Consider the following 16,360-nt stretch of genomic DNA (forward strand, 5'->3'; position numbering starts at 1 on the left):
TCTTAAATTAGTTGGGAACTAACTCTTCGAATAGATCATTTAGGTTATCATCAACTTTTAAATGAATCAGATTCCAATAATGTCCTGAAATAGTTCGATTGACCATTAAAGTGTCTGGCGATGGTTTAAATACATCCCAGTATTTTAAAGATTTTTTTACTAAAATGACGCCATCATGATGTGCAGAATTTTGAGCGAAGTCATATTGAGTAGTGAGTGGACGTAGTAACACTTCTAGCCATTGCAGATATAAATCCTGCGGAAATAGCCCTTTACCAGATAAGGCATGCAAAGCATACAAATGGTTCTCAATCGCAGCAATATCCTGTTGGCGCGCGGCTTGTACAAGCTGTTTAAAATGTTCAACAATCTCAATATTCAGAGTTTTTACGCCACCAAAGTCATAAATAATCACACTACCATCTTCACGAAAAGCAAAATTGCCCGGATGAGGATCACAATGAAAACGCTTTAAGTAAAAAATTTCCTGACCCAAAGCTTGAATCAGGCGACGACCAATTTCATTACGAATCTCCACAGGCCATGTACTGGCTGTTTCAATCGATTCACCACGTTCTAGACTTAAGGTTAAAATACGGCGTGAAGAATGGTCTTTATAAACGCTTGGAATAATAATTTTATTGTCTAGTTGTTGATGAAATATTTTAAACACTTCCAGATTTTGTGCTTCAATCTCATAATTTAATTCGGCAGAAAGACTGTCGTGAATCTCTGCAAATAATTGATCTTGTAGTTTTTTATCAATTTTTAGTACTCCCATCAGGCGTAACGCTAAACGGACTTGTTTTAGATCACTCTCACAAGCTTCATCCACACCCGGATATTGTACCTTAACCACAACTTCTTGACCGCTTGGCAGGACCGCACGGTGCACCTGACCAATAGATGCAGCGGCAAAAGGTTCAGGTTCAAACGACTGAAAAGCCGTCAGTAAAGGTTGACCTAACTCTTTTTCAACTTGTTGTTGAATGGCACTAAAGGGAACGGCAGGCGCTTGACGTTGTAGTTTGGCAATGGCTTTGGCGACTTCAGGTGGAAAAATATCCTTATATTGCGAGGCGATTTGTCCAACCTTCATCACCGCGCCTTTCATCTCACCCAGCGTATCGGCAATTTGAATCCCGATATCCTGAAACAGTTTGGTTTTCGCCGCGATTTTTTGTTCATCATCTGCGGTTAAATTCCGAATCGAGCTCGAGACTGTTTTGGTGGCAATACTGGCAGTCATTCCCGCAAGTTTCATAAAGCGTCGACCCGGAGAACTCGTATTTTTAGCCATATCTATTTTACCTTTCTTCGCGCGCTGGATTCAGTCTTGATCATAGGTGACAAAGCTCGCATTGCCTACTTCAAATTGTTAATAAAAGACAATCTAATCTAAAAACAATTGCTTAAATATATTGCATTTTTTATGCAAAGTATTTCAAAAATCAATTCATAAACAATGCGTTAATCTCTATAACAAGCCTTTTTTTTTGGTGCTATGTTGATCTGCATACTCGAAGAACAATGATGAGATTTCCTATTATGAGTCAACTCAATACTGCTGCTTACGCCAATTCTGCCCCTGCTCATCGAGCAAATTCTGTGCCATTGCAGGTGTTTGAACAGCTACAAAGTGCGCATATCATTCAAACTGATGCAGAAGCGATTCAAATCGCTAAACAATTGGCCAGTGAATTTGCTAAAGAAGCGTCCTTGCGTGATCAGGAACGCCGTTTACCTTTCAATGAAATCCAGCAATATTCACAGAGTGGATTATGGGGCATTACGATTCCCAAAGCATTTGGGGGTGCGCAAGTCAAATACCGTACTTTGGCAGAGGTGGTGAAGATCATTTCCAGTGTGGATTCTTCATTGGGACAATTACCGCAGAATCATTGGGCGTTTTTAGAACATTTACGTCTGGATGCAAGTTTAGAACAGCAGCATTTCTTCTTTGAGTTGGTGTTAAAGGGGATTCGATTTGGCAATGCTTTTTCAGAAAAGGGCAGTAAAACGGTGGCAGATCTCACCACCACCATTCATAAAACTGCAACAGGTTATGAAATTAATGGAAAAAAATTCTTTGCTACAGGAGCTTTACTGGCGCACTGGATCCCGATTGTGGCTATTAATGAATCAGGTCAACCGTATGCCGCTTTGGTGCCACGTGAAACTGAAGGAGTCAATATTATTAATGACTGGTCTGGGTTTGGGCAGCGTACAACAGCGAGTGGGACGGTTGAATTAAAAAAAGTACCTGTACGTGAAGAATATGTGGTTCCTATTTACCAAGCCTTTGAGCGGCCAACTGCGGCAGGTGCGATTTCACAGTTTATACAAGCGGCAGTAGATGCGGGAATTGCCCGTGGTGCAATAGAAGAAACCATTCAATATGTCAAAAAATATAGTCGTCCGTGGATCGATTCTGGTTTGGAGCGTGCCACAGATGATCCATATACCATTGCCAGTATTGGGGACCTGAAAATTAAACTTCGTGCGGCCGAAGCTGTATTGGATCTGGCTGCCGATCAAATTGATCTAGCAATTGATGAACCGACGGAAGAGCATGTTTCTCAAGCGACTTTACTGGTTGCGGAAGCAAAAGTGCTGACGACTGAAGTCGCTATTCTTGCAGCCAATAAATTATTTGAGTTGTCTGGAACTCGTTCAACCTTATCCGAGTTAAATCTGGATCGGCATTGGCGCAATGCACGTACCCACACGCTACATGATCCAGTGCGCTGGAAATATCACATTGTTGGAAATTATTACCTAAATGGTGTGCAACCTCCACGTCATGCGTGGAGTTAAGTAAATCACAACAAAAAATTGAGGAGAAAGAGATGAGTCAGTTTGAACAGATTAAAGATCAACTTTCATTGGGCGCAGATTATGAGCTGATTGCTGCAAAGTATCGCCCTATTTTTAAGAAAATTGAAGCGGGAGCATTAGAACGTGAACAACGTCGTCAGTTGCCCTACGAACAAATCCAATGGCTAAAACAAGCGAGTTTTGGGGCGTTACGTGTTCCTGTAGCCTACGGCGGTGCAGGTGTATCATTGCCCCAGTTATTTCAATTACTGACGGAATTGGCAAAAGTGGACTCTAATATCGTACAAGCATTACGGGGGCACTTTGCTTTTGTAGAAGACCGTTTGGTTGCGCATAATACACAGCAACAAAATGATTGGTTTGAACGTTTTGTTTCGGGTGATATCGTTGGCAATGCATGGACAGAAGTGGGGGCAGTTCAGATAGGCGATGTGATTACCCGAATTACGCAGGAGGAAGCGACTGGTAAATTATTGGTGAATGGGGAAAAGTATTATTCTACTGGAAGTATTTTTGCAGATTGGATCGATTTATTTGCTTATGATGACGTTAGTCAGCAGCATGTGATTGCAGCGATTGATCGTCATGCTTCGGGAGTGCAGATCGATGATGACTGGGATGGTTTTGGGCAAAAAACTACAGGTAGTGGAACTCTACGTTTACAGCAAGTTGAATTACCGTCGGTGCATATCATCCCTTTTGACCAACGCTTTAAATATCAAACTGCTTTTTATCAGGTCATCCATTTAGCGACCTTATCGGGTATTGCTCAAGCAGCAGTCGAGACTTTTAGTCACGAAGTTCGTGAGCGTAAACGTATTTTTAGCCATGCCAATGCTGATTTGGCACGACATGATCCACAAGTATTACAGGTGATTGGTCAGGCATCTGCCAAGGCTTATGCCAGTGAAGCGATTACACAACGTACAGCTGAAGCTTTACAAAAAGCTTATCTCAGTCATTTTTCCGAGTCGGATATTAAAGAGCATCAGGCTAATATAGATGCAGAACTGGAATCAGCACAGGGTCAAGTCGTGATTGCGGATCTGGTACTGGATCTTACCAGTAAACTATTCAATGCTCTGAGTGCATCAGCTAGCAGTACCACCAAGCAATTAGACCGTTTCTGGCGAAATGCCCGAACGGTTTCATCGCACAATCCACTTATTTATAAGGAAAAAGCAATAGGAGATTGGGTGGTGAATCAGACAGAGTTGCCTTTCGTCTGGCAAATTGGTGCAAGTCCAAAAGCAAAATCTGCCTAAAACATTAAAATATATAAAAATATAGAAATAAAAAATGCCAATCTAAATGGATTGGCATTTTTTAAATTAAATAATTTTTTTAATTATTGCTGGGCAGCCAGTTTACGATTATTACTATATAAACGTGCCAAAAGCAGTACACAAGCAATAGTTAAACCAATAATCAAACCAAGCCACACACCTGCTGGCCCCATTTTTGCGATACGTGCCAGATAAATCCCCACAGGAAATGCGATTACCCAATAGGCAATCAGGGTAATCCACATGGGGCCTTTAGTATCTTGCATTCCTCTTAGACAACCTGCAGCACCAACTTGCCATGCATCCATCAATTGATACGCCATCGCAAATAGCAATAAATATAAAGCGACATTAAATACAGCAGGATCTTGAGTATAAATTGCTACAATTTGTGGGCGAGCAAGCCAGATTAAACTCATCGTACAAAGAGCAAAAAAAGTCGCGGTCGCTAATCCCAGTTTTTGTACATGACGCATTGCCACCCAGTTTTTTTCCCCATAATACATCCCCACCCGAATGGTTAAGGCAATGGCAAGAGACATCGGGATCATAAATAGTTGTGACGTGACCGACATCGCAATTTGATGCGCGGCGACAAGTGTATCGCCTAATGGACTTAAGACAATTGCACCCGTACTAAAAATACTGACTTCAAAAAACACTGCTAAACCAATAGGTAAGCCTAATTTTAAAATACGTTTTACAAGGGCAGGATTGATTTTTTCCCAATGTGAAAACACTTGAGTCGATTGATAGGCTTTGGCACGATAAATATAATTGGCCAAGGTAATTAACATTAGCCATTGTAGAATTGCTGTCGCAAAACCACAGCCTGCACTCCCTAAGTGTGGAACAGGGCCGATGCCATACATAAAAATATAATTGAGCGGAACCAATACCACCAGTGCGATCAAGCTAATGGCAGTCACAGGGCGTGGGTAGCCCAATGCCTCAGAATAACCACGCAATGCTGCATACATGGTGACTGCTGGCATACCAAAACCGATAGCGTGTAAAAATAATCCTGCTTTGGGTTGCAAGCTTGCAGGAACCCCGAGCAGTGGCAACAAAAATGGCATGGCCTGTAAAATCAGCATGGCAATCAGGCCAAGAATAAATGCCACCCACAAAGACTGCCTTACAATCACTGGAATATTTTCAGGCGTTCTCGCCCCTTTGGCTTCTGCAACCAGCGGTGTTGTGGCAATCATGATCGCGCTAAACAGTAGCATGACGGGCATCCATAATCCCACACCTACGGCAATGGCTGCCAAATCATTAGCAGATAAATGTCCTGCCATAATAGTATCAATAAGCCCCAATCCTGCTTGGGCAAATTGCGTGATCAGAATTGGCCACATTAAGTGAAACAGTTGTTTTAGTTCAAAGCGGAAACCCGCGACATTTGACACAAAAAATACTCATCTATAAAAGAAAATTATCGCTGTAAGGTCAAAATAACCCCAACGAAAATGATGATCGCCCCAAGTAGGCGTTGCCAGTTGACAGGCATTTTCTCTGTCCCAAGCCAGCCAAAATGATCCAGCAATAAGGACATTGCCAGTTGGCCAAAAATAATCAATCCTGATAAGGTGAGAAAACCCAATTTGGGTGCAGTATAAATGCTCAGGCTAATCGCATAAACCCCTAAAAAACCACCTAACCATAAAAACCATGGGATTTGACCGAGTTGTTGTAATGATGGTTTCGGATGACTTTGCAGTAAAACCAACAGTGCCAGTAAAATTGTACCGACTAGAAAAGATAGAAAAGCCGCTTGTAACGGAGAGTAGAGATAATTTCGTAACTGTGTATTTAGGGCCGTTTGTATGGACATAGCAACGCCAATCCCTAACGCCAAGGGTAAAAATAATAAAAGTTGTGAACTTATTTTTAGCATTGTTTTCCTAAATCGTTATTATTTATTGCACTCCAGTCTAAATCAATTCAATGGGCTTGAGCACAATGTATTGCTGTAGTCATGTTAAACTAATAGGGTTGTGTTGCCTGAGCGCTATTCTTGACTGTTTTACTTGATCCTTCTGAAATCCCACTTTCTTTATATATTCATATGCCGTGGTGCGTGCGTAAATGTCCTTATTGTGACTTCAATTCTCATGCCGTCCCCAACGGTGCCTTGTCGCTGGAATTGGAACAGCAATACTTACATGCATTGGTCGCTGACTTTCAAACGCAGGTTGAGTTTGCACAGGGACGTAAAATTCACAGTGTTTTTATTGGGGGAGGAACACCCTCTCTAATTTCGGCACAAGGCTATCAATGGTTATTTACCCAATTACGATCTTTGCTTGAATTTGAACAGGGGTGTGAAATTACCTTGGAAGCCAATCCGGGCACAGTGGAACATGATCCTTTTGCGGATTATTTAGGTGTAGGGATTAATCGTTTATCCATAGGGGTACAAAGTTTTAATCAGGAGCATTTACAGCGATTAGGACGCATTCATAGTCCAGATAATGCCATCGAGGCGATCCATTTGGCAAAACAGGCGGATTTTGAACGTGTCAATGTCGATTTAATGCATGGACTACCTGAACAAACTCTGGAGCAAGCCTTATTCGATTTAAAACTTGCAGTTGAAAATGGCGCAACGCATATCAGTTGGTATCAACTGACCATTGAACCCAACACCGTTTTTTTTAGAACTCAGCCCGTATTGCCACATGATGAAACCCTTGAACAGATTCAACTGCAAGGTGAGCAATATTTAAAAGCACAGGGTTTCATCAATTATGAAGTTTCAGCATGGCGTAAAGAACGTCCATCCGCACATAATTTAAATTATTGGCAATTTGGCGATTATCTTGCGATTGGCGCGGGTGCACATGGCAAAGTTACTCAATCTGACGGCATTTATCGTTTTCAGAAAACACGCTTACCGAAAGATTATCTAGCCAAAATCCCTGCTGATCATCTCCAGATGAAAAAGATTGAAGCAGATGAGTTACCATTTGAATTTATGATGAATGTGCTGCGCTTAAATGATGGCGTGGCGACTCAGTTATATGAACAACGTACAGGCTTATCTTTGGCTGATCTTGAGCTGATACTCAACAAGTTACGGCAAAAAAAGTTGCTGATCAATGATGCTGAGCGAATAGCCTGTACTGAGCAAGGGCATGTGTTTTTAAATTCAGTGTTGGAAGCGTTTTTGTAATTAATTTGATATTTAGACCCTCACCGAATGCATGTTTGTACTCGGCGAGGGGGATCTTAGTATTTTGCGCTTAGGGTCAACATAAAATTACGGGGAGCACCGTAAATATTATAAAAGATAGAATTGCCTGGATAATTAAAATAAGTTTTATCAAATAGATTGTTGATTTGTAAAGATGCTTGCCAGTGGCTGTCAATTTGATAGCCCACTCGTGCAGAAACGATGCTAAAACCGCTTTGCTTAAGTGAGCTATTATATAAACCAGATTGAGCCTGCATTCCAAGTCCCATATCTAGGCCATCAAATACCCCTGAAAATTGCTGTTGGTCAAATTTATATAAAGACCAGAGTTTAAAAAGTTGTTTAGGAATCGTGTCGGGCGAATAACGTTGTCCAACATTTGCAGGGTCAGTATCACTTAGGTATTTAATATCATTATAGGTATAGCCTGTTGTGATATTCAGATGTGGTGTTACTTTACCCGTAATTTCAAATTCAAAACCACGCGCCTGAACCTCTCCAGCAGCGCGATAACATTCTCCCGTATCCGTATTGCATCCGATATGGTCCTGATCCAGTGTGGCACGATTTTTATCCCGAATTTGAAAGATGGCTGTTGTCGCATTAACTGCTCCATCAAAGAGCTCTGCTTTGAGACCTGTCTCAATTTGCCAGCCTACTCGTGGGTCAAGTATCTTACCTGTAATCCAGTTCAGACTGTGGGACAAATGAATCAGCATAACTGGCGTACCAACTCCATTCAGGATTAATATCCCATATCAGTCCAGCATAAGGTGTAAATTCATTATTGGCTTTAAGGGCTTGACTCTGATTGGTATAGTCCGTCCAGCGGCCACCTAAAGTTAAAGTCAAGGGATCAAGTAATTTGATTTTTGCGGCAGTATAAAAACCTGATTGTTTGGTAACGGTACGATTTTTATCACTTATATTCGTGTTCACATACGCCCCGAAATCATGGTTATGTAACACATCCCAATTAGGAACAGCAACATATTTGAAACCAGAGAGTGAATCATTTTCCCATTGATTATAGCCGAGCAATAACTGGTGTTCTCGATTAAGAAAATGAAAGGGGCCAGAAAGATTGATATCGAAAGATGTATTGGTAAAGGTCTGTTGAATATGGCCAACGCCTGCGGTGGTTAATCTATTTTCATCCAGAGGAGCATAAGAGTACATACCAAAATTTTTATGGTCGACTTCATTATGATTATAAGCTGCTTTGGCAACCCAGCCATCATCAAATTGGTATTTAAAGTCAGCTGAAAATTGTTTTTGATCTCTTTTGGAGGGGACATTATAGCCTACAAAAGATTTGCGGCTTGGAACATGGCCATTTTGATCTAGTGGTAACCCCCAGAAATTAATATAGTTCTCATTAATATATGTGCCAGAAACTCCGAAAGTTGCTCTATCAGTCAGATCATAGTCAAATGCTGCATAGACGGTTGCTTTATCATCATCTTTTTCAGCATCCCGAAATTTTCCAGTGGTATTTTGGACGGCAATCAATCGTCCTCTTAAACTTCCACTTTCATTGAGTTTATTGCTGACATCAAATTCTTCACGATGACTGCCCCATGATCCTCCCGAAATTGCAAATGAACCATACGGTTCCAACGTGGGGCGTTTACGAATAAAGTTGATTGAGCCACTGGGATCACCACTTCCTGTTAATAAGCCAGAAGGCCCTCTTAATACTTCAATGGTTTCATACAGAGCAGGGTCTTCATTTGAAATATTATCTGCTTGAGGAACACCATTAATTTGTATGTTGGCGGCTGAAAAACGTATTTGGTAATTTTCAGAACCGCTATATCCATAAGCAGTTACCCCCGTGGCCTGATTTAATGTTTCAGCAATGGTGGTAAAGCCTTGATCCTTAATTTGCTGTTGGGTAATAACAGAAACAGATTGTGGAATTTCTTTTATGGATTGTTCCGTTTTACCAATGCTGACTCTTTTTGCAGCATAACTGCTTTTATCTTCGGAACTTAATTGAATCACAGGCAATTGTGCAACTTGATGATTCTTTTTTATAGAATTACTGGCCGTCGAATTAATCGAAGGCAATTGACCCACTTCACGAAGTTGATTATTAGAGTCAATAATGCCCCATGTACCATCCTGACGTTTAATTAAAGTTAAGCCTGTTCCTTTTAACAATTGGGTAATACCCTGTTCAAACGTATATTGGCCATTTAAACCTTGAGTTTTTTTACCTTTAACAAGAGCTGGATCATAAGAAAGTTCTGAACCTGTTTGACCTGCAAATAGTGCCAGAGCTTGATCTAGACTCCCCCCATGAATCTGGATTTGTTGTGTTTTTTCGATAGTGGATTTTATTTCTACGGCAAGCACTGTATGGCCCATTCCGCTCAGTACCGTACCCAATAAGACTGATTTTATCGCAATACTTAAATTACTCTTTATTTGAAAGGGTATTTTGGCTGCCGCTTGCATGATGCATTCCCCACAGGAAATTAGAGATGATAAAAATAATGATTTGGTCATAGCGTTATCACCTGAGAATTTAGAACAGCTCATAAAATTTTTAATGTTTTAGTAAATTTTTGAAAAATATAGGTTTAAAAATTAAAGGGATTAAGTTGTTTACAAACTTTGACATTGTAATGATAATTATTATTATTTTTCCTTTGGTTTGGTGCAATGCTTTCAAATCAGACATTGACAAAACAACAAGTCAATCAACACATTGATGGTTTATATCGCGAACATAAACCATGGCTATATGCTTGGCTATGTAAAAAAATGGGTAGCCACTGTGATGCAGCGGATCTGACTCAGGATACCTTTGTCAAAATAATGACCCGTTATGCTGATTATTATTATTATGAACCCCGGGCATTACTAACCACCATTGCTAAAAGCCTGATGTTTAATTTGTATCGGCGTAAAAGAGTTGAGCAGGCTTATTTGAGTGTCTTGGCTGAGACTTATCCTGAACATTCGATTTCTCTGGAAGAACAAATATTATGGATAGAGACCTTATGTGAGCTATGTGACATTATCGAAGCTCTGCCAGAACGGCAAAAGCAGGTGTTTATGTTGTCACAGTTACAGAGTTTAAATTATGTACAAATTTCAGAGCAACTGAATATTTCGATTTCAACTATTAAGCGTGATTTGACCTGTGCCATGGCTGCCTGTTTTATGGCAATGGAATAATAAAAAATAGATCATGATGTATTAAATGAACAAACAACCTCGAAAAGATAATGCAAAGCATGTTCGCCAGCAGGCCTATTATGAAGCCGCTGAATGGTATATGCAGATGCAGGAACAGACTTTGGACGTAAAGCAAAAAGCATGCTTTGAACAATGGTTGGCTGAGGATGCATTGCATCAAGAGGTTTGGGCAAATGTCATTATGTTTGATGAAAAGTTGGGTCGAGTACCAAAGACAGTCATGGCTCAAACGATGCATCAACTCAAACCTAAACCGCAATTTGCAACAAAATTTAGTCTTATCCTATTTGCTCTATGTACCGCATTTTATACGGTTCAGGGAATTCGTCAGCAAGATTATGCGCCTGATCTATTGAGTTTTGAGCCTATTGATGTTTATAAAACTCAGATCGGAGAGCAGCAGCAAGTGAGTTTAGCTGATGGCAGTCAAATTTGGCTGAATAGTGAGAGTAAGATTCGGGTGAAATACAATGCCAATCAGCGGCGTATTGAATTGGCACGTGGTGAAATTTATATTGAAACGCATAAAGATATCAAACAGCGGCCATTTACAGTACAGACCGCAGATGGAGACTTGTTGGCATTAGGCACGGTATTTAATGTCCGCCATTTTCCAACACAAACAGAACTAATTGTAAAGCAGGGCACTGTTCGTACTCAGCCTCAGTACTCAAAAACGTATCAGGATATTACTGCACAACATACTGTTAGATTTGATGCACAACAGATTTATCATGGTGCATATAGTGATATGCCTTTATTATGGCGCCAACAGCTTTTGGTAGTGCATAGTATGCCATTGCAGAAATTCATCACAGAGTTATCACGCTATCATCAACAGAGTATTAATATTGATCCAAGCTTGTACAACGTTCTGGTGTCTGGCGCGTATTCTACTCAGGATTTATCGAGAACATTGCATATGTTGCAAGTAACCTACCATTTTAAGGTTGTACATACTGAACAGAATGGTATTGATCTGCAGCCTTAAATAAAAAAGTGGGGATGAGAACATCCCCAGCTTAACTTGAATTAACGAGTGGTATAACCACCATTGGCAAAAATAGTTTGGCCTGTAATCCACCAGCCTTCTGTCACCAGAAAACGAACCAAGGGTTCAATATCTTCAATTTTGGTTAGTCCACCAAGTGCAGAGGCAGATTTATGATAGGCTACGGCCTGAGGGGCTTCCTGACCGTAGAAAAAAGGTGTGTCCATTGGGCCAGGTGCTACAGCGGTCACCGAAATCCCTCGCTCACCAAACTCTTTGGACGCTGCACGAGTATAATGCTCGACGGGTGCTTTTAAACCTTCATAAGTCGAATAAAGCCCTGTATATGCAGCCAATAATGAAGTGACGATGGTACAAATTTTGCCGCCATTATTCAAATGGCGCCCTGCTGACTGAATGAAGAAATAAGCAATTTTGGAGTTGATGTCGCTCATTGAATCAAATTCAGCTTCTGTAGTTTCAACAATGGGCTTTTTAAGCACGCGGCCTACAGTATTGATAGCAATATCTAGACTACCGAAGTGTTCTTTGGCTTTGACAAAAAGTTCTTCAATCCGATCAATTGAACTCAGATCAGCCTGTAGCAAAATGGCATCTGCACCCAGTGCTTGCACATCAGCCAGTGTTTTTTCAGCCTCTGCTCTGGTCGATTCGCTATTATAATGAATCGCCAATTTCGCGCCTTGTTGAGCAAATTTTCTTGAAATCAATCCCCCTAGATTTTTTGCGCCGCCTGTAATTAATACAACTTTATCTTTTAAGGTATATGCCGCCATGATGTTCTTTCCTTTCCAAGGATCTATTTTTGCATATTGATTAGTCTAGATTTGAATTATGTAACCATCAATTATGCTAATTTAGTTTCACTATTCAGAAATTACGAACAATGCTATGGATCGTTTACAGCAGTTTGCGATATTTGTTGAGGTCGCCAAACGCGAGAGTTTTAGTGAGGCTGCACTGCGTCTGGATTTACCTCGCTCCACGGTTACCTCTGCAATTCAAAGTCTGGAGACCTATTACAAAGTCAGGTTATTTCAACGTACGACAAGGCGTGTCAGTCTGACACAGGATGGGAAGCGAGTTCTACCAGATTGTCAGAATTTACTGATGGACTATCAATTGCTTGAGCAGATGATTCAAACACATAATCAGGATTATCAGGGAATTTTGAAGGTCGATATGCCTAGTCGTATTTCTCATCAAATTGTGGTGCCCGCATTGCATGATTTTTTTCGACAATACCCCAATATTCAGATTCAACTGCATAGCTCGGATCATTTAACTAATCTGGTTGAGCAGGAAGTTGATTGTGTGGTGCGTGTTGGCACGCTCGAAAATAGTAGTTTAATTGCCAAATCCATAGGGCGTTTAGAAATGGTCAATTGTGCCAGCCCAGACTATTTACAGCATTTTGGAATCCCCCATGGACTTGAGGATTTACCACAGCATTATATGGTGAATTATCCAAATGGGGTCGGAGAGCAGCAGGGGATATTCTTTTATGGGCAAGAACGGATCAAATTAAATGCCAGATTGAGTGTGAATAACACTGAAGCTTATATTCAGGCAGCGCGTTCGGGATTGGGAATGATTCAGATCCCTTATTATGATGTTCGTGAAGATCTGGCAAAGGGAAGTTTGATTGAAATTCTGGACTCGTATAAATGTTCAGCATTACCATTAAATATGCTGTATCCCAATCGACAATATATCCCGCGTCGCCTAGACGTGTTTATGAGTTGGTTAATTCCTTTACTGCAACAACACTGTTGTTTAGCACGTTAAAATAAAAAACCACTTCCTTTGTAGAAAGTGGTTTAGAGAGATTGAATTTAAGAATTCGATATTTCTAGCTTAGATTTTTCCAACAAGATCAATCGATGGCGCAAGTGTTGCATCGCCTTCTTTCCATTTTGCAGGGCAAACTTCACCAGGATGATTATAGACATAAACTGCTGCTTTGACTTTGCGTAGTAATTCCTGTCCATCACGACCTATGCCACCCGCATTAATTTCTACGATCTGAATTTTTCCATCAGGATCGATAACGAATGTACCACGATCTGCCAAGCCTTCACCTTCAATGAGGACTTCAAAATTCTTAGAAATCGTCCAGGTTGGATCACCAATCATGGCATACTGGATTTTACCAATTGCATCAGAAGTATCGTGCCATGCTTTGTGGGTGAAATGGGTATCTGTTGAAACAGAGTAGATATCAACCCCGAGTTTTTGAAACTCAGCATATTGGTCCGCAAGGTCTTCAAGTTCAGTTGGACAAACAAAGGTAAAGTCAGCAGGATAGAAAAATACAACCGACCATTTACCCTTTAAATTAGCTTCAGTGATATCAAAGAATTGACCATTTTGATACGCAGTTGCTTTAAACGGTTTGATTTCAGTATTGATTAAACTCATGCTTTGATCCTCTGGGTTGAATGAGAAAGTTTCTTAACTTGAGAACAAAGATAACGCATTTTTAATCATCGTAAAAATAGTAAATATTTATAAATTTAATCGAATATTTAGATTTTAAAATAATTTTACCGTCATATCTGTGTCATAGACGGTGTTTATGATTTCCATAAAAAAAAGCCTTAACATTACATGCTAAGGCTTTTTTAGAATTTGGTGGGTCGTCCGCGACTCGAACGCGGGACCAACGGATTAAAAGTCCGCTGCTCTACCAACTGAGCTAACGACCCTGAACGAAATATTCAAGTATTTCTTGAATATGAAGTGCAAGAAAAGAAATTATTTTCTAACACCGCCGTTGTTTTGATGGAGCGTATTTTAGCAAGATCTTCAACTAACACAAGAGAAAATTTAAAAACAATCGCATAACTGTTTATAAAAAGCACGATTTCTTCCTGTTTAGTTAAAAAATATGCTAAAAACGATATTTATATGCCTGAATGTCTTCAAAAAGCTCAGACGTTACATCGCAGTAAGCATTGGTATTCGGTAAAAGCACCATCAAGCGTTCATCTGTTTTACTTGGGTCAAATGCTTGCTCCTTAAGTTTGTTTTTCTGATATTTAAATGTTCCCGTCGTTTCAACGACTTGCTGAATGCGTAAAAATACAGGAATAGCATAAGCAGGCAGATTCTTTTTAAAACTGCTTACCATCTCGTTCAAGTCTTGTTCATTTAGATCGGCTCCATCCGCTAACGTGATCGCAGCCATACCTGCACGACCATTGGTATTTGGAATTTCAACCCCATACACAACAGCTTCTATAATTTTGTCGTATTCACAAATCATATTTTCAACTTCAGTCGTCGATACATTTTCACCTTTCCAACGGAATGTATCGCCTAGACGGTCAACAAATTGTGCATGACGGAAACCAATATCACGCACTAAATCACCCGTATTAAAGTAAGAATCGCCTTTCTTAAAGACATTCTTTAGGATGACGGATTTATTTTTTTCTGGATCAGTATAGCCATCAAATGGTGAGCGGCGGGTAATTTTCCCAATCAGCAGCCCTACATCGCCTGTCTCTACTTTTATACAATCGCCTTTTTTATCGCGTACAACTTCATTTTTTTCTTTGTCATATTGCACAATTGCATAGGGTGTTGGCGAGAAGCCGACAGTGTTGTCAAAGTTAAAAATATTACTAAAACCAACATTACCTTCGCTTGATGCATAAAGTTCAAGGACTTCCTTGACGCCAAAACGTTGTTTGAACTTATCCCAGATATTTGGGCGCATACCGTTGCCAATCATTTTGGTGACACGATGAGCACGATCAATTTCGGAAGGAGGAGCATCCATAAGATAACGACAAAGCTCGCCAACATAGCCAATCGCCGAGGCATTAAATTTTTGTACGTCTTTCCAGAAAGCACTGGTTGAGTATTTACGACGAATAGCAAGTGTGGCGCTTCCTGCAATCACTCCACACCAGCACACCACAATACCCGTTGCGTGATAAAGAGGCAAAGTGACATACATGACATCATCAGGTTTCAGATCAAGTATATGTCCATAAGTTCCATACGCTAGAGTCCAGCGACTATGCGTGAAAATTACAGCTTTAGGGAGCCCAGTTGTGCCCGAAGTATAGATATAAAATAATCCATCTTTACCTTGAACTGTGTGCGTCGTTGGCGGGTTGAACTTGGCAAAATGATCAATTTTTTCTGCCAGATTGATATAACCTGATGGGGCAGAACCGACATTTTGACGAGTCGCCTGATCTGCAAACCAATGAAAACGATCTTGAGGAAGTTTGATGTCATTACGAATCTCGTCAATACAAGATTGCACTTCTTCACCCAAAATAAGAGCAATGGGTTTCACGAGATTGATGCTATGAGTCAGTACTTTCCCTGTTTGTGACGTATTGACCAACGCAATAGTGACACCAATTTTAGCCAGCCCCACAACTGTCGCCACTAGCTCGGAACGATTCTCTAGCATAACGGCAATGACATCACCTTTACGTGCGCCTATAGAGAGATAATAGTGCGCAATCTGATTTGCCCATTCATTCAAGGCCTGATAGCTGTAGCGCTGATCTTCAAATAATAATGCATCACCTAGCGGATTGCGTTTGACCGCCTTTTCAAATGCAATGCCCAAGCCTGCTGGGGTCGATGAAGTTCGTAAATAGGCTTGTTTTAAACCCGCTAAAATATGCGGTACTTTGGGCAGAAAAGCAGGTAGGCGTGAAGCAACATTTCCAAGCGTAATAATATCGGGTTGTGCAGTCTGGCTCATATACATCCTATTATTTTTCGATCTATCCAATACAGTTTCATGTTTACGAAGACGTAGACATTAAAGTGACGCAGATGTTG

Annotated in this window: 14 protein-coding genes and 1 tRNA gene; 6 read left to right on the forward strand and 9 right to left on the reverse strand. The window is 40.5% G+C overall.

Going from position 1 to position 16,360, the window contains the following annotated elements:
* Positions 1-7: 7 nt before the first annotated feature.
* Positions 8-1,300 (reverse strand): ABC1 kinase family protein, encoded by a 1,293-nt coding sequence (locus IAE19_RS01880; protein ID WP_200459237.1) that lies wholly within the window; start codon positions 1,298-1,300, stop codon positions 8-10.
* Positions 1,301-1,548: 248 nt separating this feature from the next.
* Here IAE19_RS01880 and IAE19_RS01885 point away from each other — a divergent pair, with 248 nt between their 5' ends.
* Together IAE19_RS01885 and IAE19_RS01890 are read left to right on the forward strand one after the other, a co-directional pair.
* Positions 1,549-2,817: an SfnB family sulfur acquisition oxidoreductase gene (locus IAE19_RS01885; RefSeq protein ID WP_200459238.1), complete on the forward strand. Its 1,269-nt coding sequence runs from the start codon at positions 1,549-1,551 to the stop codon at positions 2,815-2,817.
* 32 nt (positions 2,818-2,849) lie between these two features.
* On the forward strand, positions 2,850-4,103 hold the full coding sequence (locus tag IAE19_RS01890) for an acyl-CoA dehydrogenase family protein (protein WP_200459239.1): 1,254 nt from the start codon (positions 2,850-2,852) through the stop codon (positions 4,101-4,103).
* 83 nt (positions 4,104-4,186) lie between these two features.
* Here IAE19_RS01890 and IAE19_RS01895 read toward each other — a convergent pair whose 3' ends face one another.
* The gene (locus tag IAE19_RS01895) at positions 4,187-5,536 is read right to left on the reverse strand and encodes an MATE family efflux transporter (RefSeq protein ID WP_200459240.1); all 1,350 of its coding nucleotides are present in this window, start codon (positions 5,534-5,536) and stop codon (positions 4,187-4,189) included.
* A 26-nt stretch (positions 5,537-5,562) separates the two neighbouring features.
* Entirely contained in the window at positions 5,563-6,024 is a 462-nt protein-coding gene (locus IAE19_RS01900; protein ID WP_200459241.1) for a DMT family transporter, read from the reverse strand.
* A 120-nt stretch (positions 6,025-6,144) separates the two neighbouring features.
* On the opposite strand from IAE19_RS01900, the gene hemW reads away from it, so the two are divergent.
* On the forward strand, positions 6,145-7,302 hold the full coding sequence (hemW, locus tag IAE19_RS01905; RefSeq protein WP_200459242.1) for a radical SAM family heme chaperone HemW: 1,158 nt from the start codon (positions 6,145-6,147) through the stop codon (positions 7,300-7,302).
* A 56-nt stretch (positions 7,303-7,358) separates the two neighbouring features.
* On the opposite strand, the gene IAE19_RS16700 is transcribed toward hemW, so the two are convergent.
* Positions 7,359-8,042, reverse strand: coding sequence for a TonB-dependent siderophore receptor (locus IAE19_RS16700; RefSeq protein WP_200459243.1), 684 nt, complete (start codon positions 8,040-8,042; stop codon positions 7,359-7,361).
* The gene (locus tag IAE19_RS16705) at positions 7,999-9,786 is read right to left on the reverse strand and encodes a TonB-dependent siderophore receptor (protein ID WP_200459244.1); all 1,788 of its coding nucleotides are present in this window, start codon (positions 9,784-9,786) and stop codon (positions 7,999-8,001) included. Before IAE19_RS16705 ends, IAE19_RS16700 begins: the two co-directional genes overlap by 44 nt.
* A 207-nt stretch (positions 9,787-9,993) precedes the next feature.
* Between IAE19_RS16705 and IAE19_RS01920 the strand changes: the two genes are divergently transcribed.
* Both IAE19_RS01920 and IAE19_RS01925 read left to right on the forward strand, forming a co-directional pair.
* On the forward strand, positions 9,994-10,512 hold the full coding sequence (locus IAE19_RS01920; RefSeq protein ID WP_200459245.1) for a sigma-70 family RNA polymerase sigma factor: 519 nt from the start codon (positions 9,994-9,996) through the stop codon (positions 10,510-10,512).
* Between the two features lie 25 nt (positions 10,513-10,537).
* Entirely contained in the window at positions 10,538-11,524 is a 987-nt protein-coding gene (locus IAE19_RS01925) for a FecR family protein (RefSeq protein WP_200459246.1), read from the forward strand.
* Between the two features lie 41 nt (positions 11,525-11,565).
* Here IAE19_RS01925 and IAE19_RS01930 read toward each other — a convergent pair whose 3' ends face one another.
* A complete protein-coding gene (locus tag IAE19_RS01930) occupies positions 11,566-12,321 on the reverse strand; it encodes an SDR family oxidoreductase (protein WP_200459247.1) in 756 nt (251 codons plus the stop codon).
* Positions 12,322-12,436: 115 nt separating this feature from the next.
* On the opposite strand from IAE19_RS01930, the gene IAE19_RS01935 reads away from it, so the two are divergent.
* Positions 12,437-13,333, forward strand: a complete 897-nt coding sequence (locus IAE19_RS01935) for a LysR family transcriptional regulator (protein ID WP_200459248.1) — start codon at positions 12,437-12,439, stop codon at positions 13,331-13,333.
* 69 nt (positions 13,334-13,402) lie between these two features.
* Here IAE19_RS01935 and ahpC read toward each other — a convergent pair whose 3' ends face one another.
* The 3 genes from ahpC to IAE19_RS01950 form a co-directional block, all read right to left on the reverse strand.
* The gene (gene ahpC, locus IAE19_RS01940) at positions 13,403-13,966 is read right to left on the reverse strand and encodes an alkyl hydroperoxide reductase subunit C (protein WP_200459249.1); all 564 of its coding nucleotides are present in this window, start codon (positions 13,964-13,966) and stop codon (positions 13,403-13,405) included.
* Positions 13,967-14,177: 211 nt separating this feature from the next.
* Positions 14,178-14,253: transfer RNA gene (locus tag IAE19_RS01945), tRNA-Lys, on the reverse strand.
* 185 nt (positions 14,254-14,438) lie between these two features.
* Complete coding sequence (locus IAE19_RS01950) at positions 14,439-16,280, reverse strand: long-chain-acyl-CoA synthetase (RefSeq protein WP_200459250.1); 1,842 nt, start codon at positions 16,278-16,280, stop codon at positions 14,439-14,441.
* Between the last annotated feature and the right edge of the window lie 80 nt (positions 16,281-16,360).

Origin of the sequence: Acinetobacter sp. S40 (assembly GCF_016624705.1) — a bacterium.
Lineage (GTDB): Bacteria > Pseudomonadota > Gammaproteobacteria > Pseudomonadales > Moraxellaceae > Acinetobacter.

Coding starts and splice junctions, on each gene's coding strand:
- IAE19_RS01880 (WP_200459237.1), bottom strand. CDS start 1,300: ATGGCTAAAAATACGAGTTCTCCGGGTCGACGCTTTATGAAACTTGCG.
- IAE19_RS01885 (WP_200459238.1), top strand. CDS start 1,549: ATGAGTCAACTCAATACTGCTGCTTACGCCAATTCTGCCCCTGCTCAT.
- IAE19_RS01890 (WP_200459239.1), top strand. CDS start 2,850: ATGAGTCAGTTTGAACAGATTAAAGATCAACTTTCATTGGGCGCAGAT.
- IAE19_RS01900 (WP_200459241.1), bottom strand. CDS start 6,024: ATGCTAAAAATAAGTTCACAACTTTTATTATTTTTACCCTTGGCGTTA.
- IAE19_RS16700 (WP_200459243.1), bottom strand. CDS start 8,042: ATGCTGATTCATTTGTCCCACAGTCTGAACTGGATTACAGGTAAGATA.
- IAE19_RS16705 (WP_200459244.1), bottom strand. CDS start 9,786: ATGCAAGCGGCAGCCAAAATACCCTTTCAAATAAAGAGTAATTTAAGT.
- IAE19_RS01920 (WP_200459245.1), top strand. CDS start 9,994: ATGCTTTCAAATCAGACATTGACAAAACAACAAGTCAATCAACACATT.
- IAE19_RS01925 (WP_200459246.1), top strand. CDS start 10,538: ATGAACAAACAACCTCGAAAAGATAATGCAAAGCATGTTCGCCAGCAG.
- IAE19_RS01930 (WP_200459247.1), bottom strand. CDS start 12,321: ATGGCGGCATATACCTTAAAAGATAAAGTTGTATTAATTACAGGCGGC.
- IAE19_RS01935 (WP_200459248.1), top strand. CDS start 12,437: ATGGATCGTTTACAGCAGTTTGCGATATTTGTTGAGGTCGCCAAACGC.
- ahpC (WP_200459249.1), bottom strand. CDS start 13,966: ATGAGTTTAATCAATACTGAAATCAAACCGTTTAAAGCAACTGCGTAT.
- IAE19_RS01950 (WP_200459250.1), bottom strand. CDS start 16,280: ATGAGCCAGACTGCACAACCCGATATTATTACGCTTGGAAATGTTGCT.